10 protein-coding genes are annotated in these 10,750 nt (G+C 63.1%); 2 read left to right on the top strand and 8 right to left on the bottom strand.

All coding sequences use genetic code 11. From position 1 onward, the window contains the following. Positions 1 to 302, top strand: a 302-nt coding sequence (locus YY7_RS64180) for a transposase (RefSeq protein WP_245287691.1), incomplete at its 5' end; no start/stop codon positions are given. 69 nt (positions 303 to 371) lie between these two features. On the opposite strand, the gene YY7_RS0147750 is transcribed toward YY7_RS64180, so the two are convergent. From YY7_RS0147750 to YY7_RS0147785, 8 genes are all read right to left on the bottom strand, one after another. Beyond that, positions 372 to 2,069 carry an asparaginase domain-containing protein gene (locus tag YY7_RS0147750; RefSeq protein ID WP_028169170.1) on the bottom strand — a complete coding sequence of 566 codons (1,698 nt, stop codon included), beginning with the start codon at positions 2,067 to 2,069 and terminating at the stop codon, positions 372 to 374. 74 nt (positions 2,070 to 2,143) lie between these two features. After that, on the bottom strand, positions 2,144 to 2,851 hold the full coding sequence (locus YY7_RS0147755) for a cysteine hydrolase family protein (protein ID WP_035693005.1): 708 nt from the start codon (positions 2,849 to 2,851) through the stop codon (positions 2,144 to 2,146). A gap of 100 nt (positions 2,852 to 2,951) precedes the next feature. Continuing rightward, positions 2,952 to 3,656 carry an ABC transporter ATP-binding protein gene (locus tag YY7_RS0147760; protein WP_035693002.1) on the bottom strand — a complete coding sequence of 235 codons (705 nt, stop codon included), beginning with the start codon at positions 3,654 to 3,656 and terminating at the stop codon, positions 2,952 to 2,954. After that, positions 3,656 to 4,378, bottom strand: a complete 723-nt coding sequence (locus YY7_RS0147765) for an ATP-binding cassette domain-containing protein (protein ID WP_028169173.1) — start codon at positions 4,376 to 4,378, stop codon at positions 3,656 to 3,658. The genes YY7_RS0147760 and YY7_RS0147765 overlap by 1 nt, the downstream gene beginning before the upstream one ends. Beyond that, positions 4,375 to 5,418 (bottom strand): ABC transporter permease subunit, encoded by a 1,044-nt coding sequence (locus YY7_RS0147770; RefSeq protein ID WP_028169174.1) that lies wholly within the window; start codon positions 5,416 to 5,418, stop codon positions 4,375 to 4,377. Before YY7_RS0147770 ends, YY7_RS0147765 begins: the two co-directional genes overlap by 4 nt. Next, a complete protein-coding gene (locus YY7_RS0147775; RefSeq protein WP_028169175.1) occupies positions 5,415 to 6,281 on the bottom strand; it encodes an ABC transporter permease subunit in 867 nt (288 codons plus the stop codon). The genes YY7_RS0147770 and YY7_RS0147775 overlap by 4 nt, the downstream gene beginning before the upstream one ends. A 46-nt stretch (positions 6,282 to 6,327) precedes the next feature. Next, complete coding sequence (locus YY7_RS0147780; RefSeq protein ID WP_028169176.1) at positions 6,328 to 7,557, bottom strand: urea ABC transporter substrate-binding protein; 1,230 nt, start codon at positions 7,555 to 7,557, stop codon at positions 6,328 to 6,330. Positions 7,558 to 7,896: 339 nt separating this feature from the next. Further along, positions 7,897 to 8,838 carry a helix-turn-helix domain-containing protein gene (locus tag YY7_RS0147785; protein WP_028169177.1) on the bottom strand — a complete coding sequence of 314 codons (942 nt, stop codon included), beginning with the start codon at positions 8,836 to 8,838 and terminating at the stop codon, positions 7,897 to 7,899. 226 nt (positions 8,839 to 9,064) lie between these two features. Between YY7_RS0147785 and YY7_RS0147790 the strand changes: the two genes are divergently transcribed. Further along, a complete protein-coding gene (locus YY7_RS0147790) occupies positions 9,065 to 10,597 on the top strand; it encodes an amidase (RefSeq protein WP_028169178.1) in 1,533 nt (510 codons plus the stop codon). Positions 10,598 to 10,750 lie beyond the last annotated feature (153 nt).

A 10,750-nucleotide genomic window follows, 5' to 3' on the forward strand; every position in this document is an offset into this window, starting at 1 on the left:
CGCGCCGAATGCGCGCCATGGGCATCCGCGACAGGCCTACTGCACCGGCCTCGCCGTGGCAGAATGGAGTTGCCGAACGGTTGATCGGATCGATCCGCCGCGAGTGCTTAGATCACATCATCGTCTTTGGGGAGACGCATCTACGACGGATTTTGCGATCCTACGCACGCTATTACAACGACATCCGAGCGCACCGGTCGTTGGACAAAGACGCGCCGGTTGCCCGCCCGGTTCAGCGGACCGGAAGCATTAAATCACACGCCATCCTTGGCGGACTTCACCACCACTGCGCTCGAGCTTAGGTTTTCGGTACAGACAGCTGGTGCGATCTCTCACAAAATGAGAAGTTCTCATTAAAGGAATAAGGCGCCCTAATGCGTATCGAAAATTCGTTGATACGCGCCGACGGCGTCCCTGATCGCAGCGAGTTCGGCAGCCGTCGGCTCGTCGGGATTGTTCGCCGGCGGCAGGCTGCCGAACTTCAGGAGACAGGCCATCAGAAGCATTCGCGCCTTCGTCGCTGTGAGGTTGGAGCCCGCGATGAAATAGGGGTGCGGATCGGCAAAGCCTTCGGGGCTGCCGCGGCCGACGCGCACCACGGGCAGGCCGCTGTAGATCGCTTTCTGCAACGCCGCCTGCCTAACCGACGACGTCATCTTGCCGTATGGCACCGTGCCTTCGACGACGAAGCCGGCCAGGCGATTCTTCGCCAGCTTGCGTTCCACCAGTGCGACGAGATCGGTGGTGACATCGGGATCCTCGAAATACTCCTCGGCATAGAAGCCGCCATCCTTGACGATCGAGACGGAGGGAATGGCGCCCTCCAGGAGATCGCCATTGTCCTCGCGGATCCTGATCTCGTTGCGCCTGACAATTCCGTCTGAACGCAAAGCGACCGGCACCGAGAGCGGAATCTTCGAGAGATTGACCTCCGACAGGTAGGTGTGCTTCAGCGCCGGCACGTAGTGCAGGACGGCGGCGCCATGATAGCCCATACCGCCGAGAATGCCGCCGTGGCCGCCGGTCGCGACATAGCCGCCCGGCCGTGCGTCGACCTTCATCACTTCGCGCGCGGCGAAGAAGCGCTGCTCCTGCAGCACGATGACGCCCGCTCGGTTGCGGCCGTGCTCATCGGCCCAGACTCGTGAGGCGATGTACTCGACGGAATCGGTGATGTTCTTCGGACCGTCATGGCTGAGCTCGCCCTGTGGCCGCTGCGCGGCATTGCCGCAAATCGGAATCGTCGTGTCGATCAGAAGATTGAACCAGTAGGCGACCTCCTCGATCTGGGGACTGCCCTGCGTGTAGATCGCTCCGTCATATCTGTTGCTATCGAAGATCCGGCGGGCGGCGTTGGTAAGACGCGCCAAGGCCGGCCGCGGCGGCGCTTCGCCGAGGTGATAGGGCCTGTAGGCGAAGAAATCCTTGCTGCGGGTTTCCGGCGGAATGTCGCCCTCCCCGACGTCGGTGCGCAGCGATGCCAGCAGCCCCTTGGTGTACCCCGCCGGCGGCAGCACCCGGTAGAAATCGACGTCCGCAAAGGCGGAGATCAGATTGCCGACGCCCTCCGCGCCGACGCTCAAGCGGTCGATCTCCTCGAAACTACGTGAGCCGTCAGGATAGAACGACTGCCTCGCCTGCGACGCCGGCGCACCTGGCTCCGTGCACTCGCCTTCCCAGGCCTCGCCATCCGCCTTCCGCGCCATATAGGGTAGCGGATAGAGACCGTCCTCCGGCCTGATCTCGATTTCGAACACCGCCTTGTCAGTCGCGCTCATGCGTTCGCGACGGAAGATGCCGTTAACATCCAGATAACCGTCGGGCGGACCATAGAGCTCGGCGGCATCCGCCTCCAGCGGATGAGCGGAGAAGCATTCAACATAGACCGTGGCCGGGGCCGCCAGCCGCTGTGCCCGCAGCGCATCGAACCGCGCATCGCTGCCGTCGCGATTCGTGCGTGGCGGCAGCCCGTATTTTCTACGCGCCTTGTTCGAGGTGACGAGCGGCGGCGAGTTCTGAATGGTCGCCGTCGGCCCAGCCAGATGGGCGATCCTCGGTCGGTGTGCCATGCGCGTATTCCCCTTGCCCGGCCGCGGCTGAACACGCGGCTTTTCGACGCCGGGCCTTCAGCCGGGCTCGTAAATCACTCCGCGGCCTGCCTGGAGGCTGCGGCGGTGCCGAGCACGCCAACCACTTCCCTGGTGGTCATGATGTCGGCGAACAGCGCCACCATGTTGTTCAGCGTGGCATTGTGCTCGGCGTCGGTCATCGCGGCATTGCCGTCGGCGACGAAGATGATCTTGTAGTTCATCTGCATCGCGTCGCGCGCGGTCGATTCGCAGCACACATTGGTCGCGGTCCCCGTGATGATGAGGGTGTCGATCCCGCGCTCCTGCAGGATCTCGTGCAGCTTCGAGGAGCCCGGCACGAAGGCGCCGAAGCGGGTCTTGTCGACGATCAGGTCGCTCGACTGCACGTCCAGGCCCGGCCAGAGCGCAAAGCCATGGCAGCCCCGGCTGAACGTATCGATCATCGCCCTGCGCCGCTCAGGCGAAGCGAAGTCGGTGAACCAGCTCGACCAGCTCACCAGGGTCTCGTCGTCGATCAGGTAGCGGATGAACACGTTGAGGCCGCCGGCCTCCCGCACAGCCGCGCAGATCGCATTGACGTTAGGAACGATCTCGCGCACCACCGGCAGCTCGACCGTCGCGCCGGGCTCCATGAATCCGTTCTGCAGATCGACGATGATATGCGCCGTGCGTGCGGGATCGATATTGCCGAATATGTGCAGCCCGTCGCGATAAGCCTTGATGCGGTCCAGAATCTCGGGGGACATCTCGATCTTGTGCATGGCGACCTCTCTGTCTGTGCGCTCCGTTGCGCTGGTTGTCGTGCCGGCAATGCCGGCCTTGCCGACTTCGTGACCCGCTCGTTGCGGGTCCGAAGTGTTCCTACTCGGCGGCGACATAGGCGCCGAGCTCGCGGGTCTCCCCCAATGCGTCGGGCGTGACCTCTCCCGTGATCGAGCCTTTTTCGATCAACAGCACCCGGTCGGAAAGACGCCTGATGAAATCGAGATTCTGTTCGACGACGATGATGCCAAGGCCCTGATGACGGTGCAGGCCGATCAGGATCTCGAGGATCTCCTCGACGATTGATGGCTGGATGCCTTCGGTCGGCTCATCCAACAGCAGCAGCTTCGGCCGCCCGCACAGGCAGCGCGCCAGCGCCAGGATCTGCTGCTCGCCGCCGGAGAGCGCGCCGCCGCTGCGATCGATGATCGAATCTAGTCGCGGAAACCGCGCCAGCACATCCTTCACGGTGTTCTCTTCGGAATGAACACCATCCTCGATGAAGCCCATCCGCAGGTTCTCGCGGGCCGTCAGATTCGGAAAGATCGCGCGGCCCTGCGGAACGAAGCCGATGCCGGCGCGGGCGCGGCGGAACGAGGACAATCTGCTGATGTCGGCGCCGTCGAACCGGATCGCGCCTTTCCTGAGCGGGATCTGTCCGATCAGGGTCCGGAGCAGCGTGGTCTTGCCCATGCCGTTATGGCCGAGCACGCCGACAACCTGCCCTTCGGCCATGCTGAAGTTGATGCCAGAGAGCACGGGGATGCGGCCATAGCCGGCGTGGATGTTGTCGACCTGAAGCATCACGCGGCCACCGCCTTGCCGAGGTAGACGTCGCGCACCGCCTGGCTGTTGAAGACCTCGTCGACATCGCCCTCCATCAGGATCGTGCCCTGATTGAACACGGTGATGCGCCGCGCGATGCTGCGAATGAAGGCCATGTCATGCTCGACAACGATCAGAGGGTGGTCGCGGTTGATCTCCACGATCATCTCCGCGGTGCGGCCCCGCTCCTCTTCCGTCATTCCGGCCGCCGGCTCGTCCAGCAGGATCAGGTTCGGCTCGCCGCACAGCACGATGCCGAGCTCAACGCGCTGTCGCTGGCCGTGAGCGAGCTGGCCGGTCACGCTCTCGGCGAAGCGTCCGAGCATCAGGCGCTCGATCTGCGCCTCCACCGCCTGCGCGATCGCCCGTCCCTTCCTGTGGCGCGCCGCGGCGATCCACAGATTCTCGCGCACGGAAAGACCATTGAAGACGCTGGGCACCTGCGTCTTCACACCGATGCCGAGACGCGCAATCTCGTGCGCCTGCAAGGCGGTGATATCGGTCCCGCGGAACAGGACCGAGCCGCTGGTCGGCTTGATTTGTCCGGTCAGCAGCTTGAAGAAGGTGCTTTTGCCGGCCCCGTTTGGACCGATCAGGCAGCGCAATTCGCCTTCGGCCAGCGTGAAACCGACACCGCGGATCGCCTGCACGCCACCGAAATGCTTGACCAACCCACGGGTCTCGATCAGCGGCGCGCTCATGCCTTGCGCTCCTGCGCGACCGGCCGCGGCGAGGCTTGCGTCTGGCGCAGCGAGAGCAGCCATGGCACCAACCGTTCGGAGACCATCGGCGCGATGCCCTTCGGCACCAGCAGCACAAACACCAGGAGGATGCCCCCGAGCACGACGTTGGCGTTGATCGTCTGCTGGGTGCCGATCTTCACGGTCAGCCACGAAATGAACATGGCGCCGATCACCGGGCCGAGCAGTGTGCCCGGCCCGCCGACCATCAGCCAGATGATGATCTGCGCCGACTGCACCACGCTGAACGCGGTCGGGCTGACGAAATTGCCCCAAGCCGTGAACAGGCAGCCGGCGAGGCCGGCGAGCGCGCCGCCGATCGCAAACGCGATCAGCTTGTGCAGCCGCGAATCGTAGCCAAGGAATTCGACCCGCTGCTCGTTCTCGCGCACGGCGACCAGCACTCGTCCGAACCGGGTGCGCAGAAGCGCGTGCAGGCCGAAATAGACGATCAACAGAATCGCCCCGCAAAGGATGAACATGCCCTCGGGCTCGAGCGTATTGTCCGGCTGGAACGGAACGTTGAGCGAGGGAACGTTGGGCATGCCATTGAAGCCGCCGAGCAGCGCTTCGCCGATGTGATATCGGGGGCCGGCGGTGGAATTGACGACGTTGTAGAAGATCAGCGTGACCGTCAGCGTGATGACTCCGACGTAGACGTCGCTGATGCGCCCGTAGAACATGAAATAGCCCAGCCCGGCAGCGAATGCGGCCGGCAGCGCCATCGCGATCAGGAACGGCAACGTGCTCTCGCCGATATTGATGACGCTGACCGCATAGGCATAGGCACCGAGTCCGAAGAACACGGAGTGGCCGAAGCAGAGAATGCCGCCATACCCCCAGATGAAGGCGAGGCTCAGCGCCAGGATCGCGAAGATCACGTAGAACGTGATCTGCAGCAGCGTGTAGAGATCGAGCACGAGTGGCAGCCCGATCAACAATCCCAGGCCGATGACGCCGACGGCAACCAGGCCTCTGTTGGCGCGAATGAGATCGGTCATAGGCTGCCCCGGAAGAAGCGTCCGGTGATGCCCTGCGGCAGCAGACGAATCAGGATGATCGCCGCCACCAGAAGGGCCACCTCGCCGTAGACCGGATTGGTCGCGAAGGTCGCAAGCTGATTGATGAAGCCGAACAGCGATGATGCTGAGATCGTGCCGACCAGTGCGGCCGGCCCGCCGCCGATCACGGTGATGAAGGCGCGGCCGATATAGGATCCGCCGATACTGGGGAATACGCCCGAGATCGGCGCCAATACGCCGCCAGCCAATCCCGCAAGCGCCGCGCCGAACGCAAAGGTGACGGCGTAGATTCGCGAAGTGTCGACACCGAGCGCCGCCGCCATCTCGGCATTCTGCATCGTTCCCCGCGCGAGCAGTCCGAGCCGGCTGTTGCGCAGCACCAGATAGACGCCAACGATGGCCGCGATCGACACCGCGATCACAAACAGGCTGTAGCCACTCGCCTGATAGGAGCCGATCGTTATCCCCGGCAGCGGCGTCGGCACGCCTTCGGTGACGTCACCGAAGATCATGGTCAGGATGCCGACGACGAACAGGCTGAGCCCCCACGTCGCCAGCATGGTCTCGACCATGCGCCCGTAGAGCCGCCGCACGATCAGGTATTCGACGGCAGCGCCAATGATTGCCACGGTGACCGGCGGGATGATCAGGATGGCGATCCAGATATTGACGTGATGATGCACGGCGACGGCGGCGCTGTAGCTGCCCATCACCATGAATTCCCCATGGGCGAGATTGATGATCCGCATCATGCCGAACACGATGGCAAGCCCGACGCTGATCAGCGCCAGCGTCGCAACCGCGTAGATGAAATCGATCCCGACAACGATTGCTAAGTCCAACGCAGCAGCCTCCAGGACCAAGGACACAGCTCGATGCAACCAGGCACTAGTTCACCTTGATGATGTACTGCTTCGCTTCGCGCGGATTCTTCTTCAGATCGCACACCGCGGCGGTATCTTCCGGCTTGCGCTGCGGGAATGTCTCGATCAGAACCGGCTTCTTGTCCTGCATCTTGGCGAGGTGAACGTCGAAGATGCAGTGATGGGTTTGCGGATCGAGCGTGACCTTTCCGCTCGGCGCGTCGATGCTGATGCCTGTCTCCAGGGCCTCGATCACCTTCTCGCGGTCGAGCGAGCCGGCCTTCTTGACGCCGGCCGCCCAGAGCAGCATGCCCTGGTAGCTCGCCATTGTCAGGTCGGAGATGGGCGGATAGTCGGCGCCATATTTGGCACGGAAGCGGGAGAGGAATTCCTTGTTGGCCGGGCTGTCCAGCGTCTCCAGGTAGTTGTACGCGACCACGATGCCGTTGCTCTCCTCGGGCGTGAGCACGAGTTGTTCGTTCGCGCCGGAGAAGGTCGTCGATGCGATCGGGATCTTTCCGGCGAGGCCCGCGGCGTTGAACTGGCGGTAGAAGGAGATCGGGCCGCCGCCGACCAGAATCGTCATGATCCAGTCCGGCTTGGCGGCCTGGATCTTGGAGATGGTGCTGCCGAAATTGGTTGCATCCAGCGGGAAGAACTCGGTGCCCAGCACCTCGCCGCCGCCGTCCTTGACGTACTTCTTCACCCAGTCTGAGGTGATCTGGCCGTAATTGTAATCGGCCGCGAGCGTATAGACCTTCTTGCCCCAGTTCTTCAGGCCGTGCTCGACCAGAATCTGGGTGTTGTGGGCGGGCGTCACGCCATCGATGAAGATGTTGCGGTCGCAGACGCCGCCTTCATATGGCATGTCGTAGAAGTACAGCGTCTTGTACTTGTCCAGGACCGGCCGGATCACTTCGCGCGAGGCCGAGGTGATGCCGCCATGGACCACCGCGACCTTGTGCTTGAGCGCGGCTTCCTGCGCATATTGCGCATAAAGCTGCATGTTGGTCTGGGTGTCGTAGCTGATGACCTTGATCTCGCGGCCGAGCAGCCCGCCCGCCACATTCATTTCGCTGACCGCGAAGTTGAGGACGTCGTACATCGGCTTGCCCGAGCCTTCGAGCCCGCCGGACAGGTCGTACATGCTGGCGATCAGAATCGGATCGGCCGCGGCCGCGCTCCGAACCAGTGCGGGCGCGAAGGCGCTCGCGACGGCGCTGGTCTTCAAGAATGTTCTGCGGTTCATACCCATCGTCCGGTCTCTCCTCTGTGCCGAGATCTTCCGATCATGTGCGTGCTGCCTCGTGGAGAAGAACAATCTCGCCGCAGGCCGATCCCACCCCGTGAACCAGCGATGCTCCAGTTCACCCGGCCGCGATGCTAGCCTCAGCTCAGAGGCCCACGCTTGTCTCGGACTGCCAAATGCTAGGTTATGGTTGCCAATCAGCCATGCACGCTTCGTTGCCCGGATCTAGCCGGTCGCGACACAGCGCAGTCTGATCGGGCAACAAGAGGGAGCGCCTGAGTGTCGGTCTCAGGCGTTGATGGCATTTCGGTGCGACCGGCACCTGCGTGCCACGGCCGCAATCAGTCAGCGTCGCACCAGGGTGTGCGGCGCGTGGCCGAACGTCTTCTTGAACGCCCGGCTGAAGTGAGAGAGATCGGTGAATCCGTAGCTCAGCGCGGCATCCGTCACGTTCCTGATGCGGCCTTCGGCGAGCGCCTTGTAGCTCGCGGAGAGACGCTGCTGCCACAGCCAACGGATCGGCGTCGTGCCTTCGGCGGCGAACAGCCGGTGCAAGGTGCGGGGCGCCAGATTCTGCGCGGACGCAATGCTGTCGATCGTCATTTCGCAGTCGTGCAGGTTGGCGATAACGTAGCGCTTGACCCGCGCGAGCCGAGGGTCATGCCGGCCTGCGTCCTCACCATCATCGGAAAACTCGGCCTGAAGCGTCGCCGCCAATATGTCGAGCGCGGAGCCGCCGACCCGGTTGGCGATTTCCTCATCGAGCGAGGCTTCGAACTCGACGAGCTGACGAACGACGCTTGCCGTCAGCGTACCCAATTTCGAATTCGATGAAATCAAACGCGCGGTAAATCGTTCCGCCTCGGGAACGCGTGATGCCATCAATGGGCGCGGGATCGAAACGATGATCTGCCGCGTCTCGCCGCCGAACTCCATCGTGAACGGCCGCGCCTGGTCGTAGATGATCATGTCTCCACTGCGGACGCGCGCCGAGCGCCCGTCCTGCGCAAAGCCGACGTCGCCGCAATAGACCAGGAACAACATGAACTGATCGCGCTGATCGGCGCGGATTTCCGCGGAGCCGCGAACCACCTCGATCCGGCCGTCGGTTGCCAGCGAGGAGAGCTTGCTCACCGTAAGCGTGCCGAAGGAATGCGCCGAGATATGGCCCGAGAACGGCCCCTGTCTGGTCCGCCGATAGTCCGTGATCGAATAGTTGTGGCAGGTGGCGTAGTGCCAATGCTCAAAGGATCGGCTGGCCCCGACGATATTCTGGGCACTGAACATCGAAACTCTCCGATCGAGATCATCGTGCTCGGATATCGGAATTTCAAAGCAAGAGCCGTGCCAGCGAAGAGCATGACGAAGATTGGCGCACCGAGGCAAGCAGGCGGCATTGCCAGCCAAGCGTGAAGAACGACACGCATGCTATCGGTGGACACACCAGAGCCAACACCTGCAACGGCGCGATTGAGATCCGTCTCTCGCGCATCCCCTATGAGAAGCAAAGCCGATGTCCTTCAAACTTCCATCGACCGAGCAATTGCGCGAAATCGGCGACAGCCTGGGCATCGACATCACCGAAGGCTACGCCAATTCAGTGATCGGCTTCATCAAGCCGTTCGGTGACGGCTACAGCCTGCTTGCGTCGCTGCCCGACGACGTTCCCGAAATCAAATATCCGCGCGGAAAATACTATCGGCCCGAGGGCGAAGAGAACAAGCACGGCGCATGGATCGCCAAGACGCACATCAAGGGTGCAGGCAGCGGCAAGCTTGCGGGCAAGAAAGTTGCCGTCAAGGACACCTATGCGTTGGCCGGCGTTCCCCTGACCAACGGCGCCTCCGTGCTGGAAGGCTACGTGCCGGAATTCGATGCGCCGGTGATCACCCGGCTGCTCGACGCCGGCGCCGAGATCGTCGGCAAGTCGGTCTGCGAATATTTCTCATTCTCGGGCGGCGCCGCGACCAGCACGTCTGGGCCCGTGCAGAATCCGCGCGCTTGGGGCCATACCCCGGGCGGTTCCTCGACCGGTTCGGGCGCGCTGGTCGCCCTCGGCGAAGTCGACATGGCGACCGGCGGCGACCAGGCCGGCTCGATCCGGATTCCGGCGTCGCTATCCGGCGTCGTCGGCCTCAAGCCGACATGGGGCCTTGTTCCCTATACCGGCATCATGGGCATGGACCCGACAATCGACCATGCCGGCCCACTGACGGCGACAGTGGCGGACAATGCGCTGTTCCTCGAAGTGATGGCCGGAGAGGACGGCTACGACTCCCGCCAGCGCGGCCTCAAGCTCGACACCTACACCAAGGCGATCGATCGCGGCGCTTCCGGCATGCGGATCGGCGTGGTGCAGGAGGGTTTCGGTCAGTTCGATTCCCATCCGGACGTCGATGCCGGTGTGCGCGCGGCCGCCAAGGTGCTGCAGGACCAGGGCGCCAGCGTCGAGCAGATCTCGGTGCCCTGGCATCTGACCGGCGTGCCGATCTGGTCGGCGATCGCGCTCGAAGGGACCTTCCATGCGATGGTCAAGAGCCCGCTGCCGCGCAATATCGAAGGCGTCTATCCGATCTCGCTGGCCGGCCGGCTCGGCTCGCTGCGCGACCGTGCCAACGAGCTGCCTGATACCGTGAAGGTCGGCATGCTGCTGGGCGCCTATACCGACAAATTCTATCAGGGCTACTTCTACTTCAAGGCGCAAAATCTGCGGCGCAGGCTACGCGCTGCGTATGACGCCGCGCTCGCGAAATACGATCTGTTGTTGATGCCGACGACGCGGATGATGGCGTCTCCGATTCCGTCGCCGGACGCGCCGATGGAAATCCTGATGCAGCATAGCTGGGAGCAGATCACCAACACGTGCCCTTTCAACATCACCCACCATCCGGCGCTCTCGATCCCGTGCGGCCTTGGAGAAGGCGGCCGCCCGATCGGGCTGATGCTGGTCGCCAAACACTGGCAGGAGTCGACGCTCTATCAGGCCGGCGCCGCCTTCGAGCGCGGTTGCAACTGGCAATCGATGGGGCCGACCGGCAAGCGCTGACCTGCAAGCCACACTCGGATCAAAGATTGAAGACCGACCGGGCCTGTGTGTACCGAAAACCTTGTCCGAGTTGATGATGTGACGGATTCGGCTAAGTTGGCGGGATGATCGGGCTTCTCTGTTTCGTGCGGGCCGTCGTGACCTCGCCGTTCA

It is taken from the genome of Bradyrhizobium elkanii WSM2783, assembly GCF_000472865.1.
Taxonomy (GTDB): Bacteria; Pseudomonadota; Alphaproteobacteria; order Rhizobiales; family Xanthobacteraceae; genus Bradyrhizobium; species Bradyrhizobium elkanii_A.

What these genes read in the sequence shown, in the direction of transcription:
- YY7_RS0147750 (WP_028169170.1), bottom strand. Translation starts at nt 2,069, where the DNA reads ATGGCACACCGACCGAGGATCGCCCATCTGGCTGGGCCGACGGCGACC.
- YY7_RS0147755 (WP_035693005.1), bottom strand. Translation starts at nt 2,851, where the DNA reads ATGCACAAGATCGAGATGTCCCCCGAGATTCTGGACCGCATCAAGGCT.
- YY7_RS0147760 (WP_035693002.1), bottom strand. Translation starts at nt 3,656, where the DNA reads ATGCTTCAGGTCGACAACATCCACGCCGGCTATGGCCGCATCCCCGTG.
- YY7_RS0147765 (WP_028169173.1), bottom strand. Translation starts at nt 4,378, where the DNA reads ATGAGCGCGCCGCTGATCGAGACCCGTGGGTTGGTCAAGCATTTCGGT.
- YY7_RS0147770 (WP_028169174.1), bottom strand. Translation starts at nt 5,418, where the DNA reads ATGACCGATCTCATTCGCGCCAACAGAGGCCTGGTTGCCGTCGGCGTC.
- YY7_RS0147780 (WP_028169176.1), bottom strand. Translation starts at nt 7,557, where the DNA reads ATGGGTATGAACCGCAGAACATTCTTGAAGACCAGCGCCGTCGCGAGC.
- YY7_RS0147785 (WP_028169177.1), bottom strand. Translation starts at nt 8,838, where the DNA reads ATGTTCAGTGCCCAGAATATCGTCGGGGCCAGCCGATCCTTTGAGCAT.
- YY7_RS0147790 (WP_028169178.1), top strand. Translation starts at nt 9,065, where the DNA reads ATGTCCTTCAAACTTCCATCGACCGAGCAATTGCGCGAAATCGGCGAC.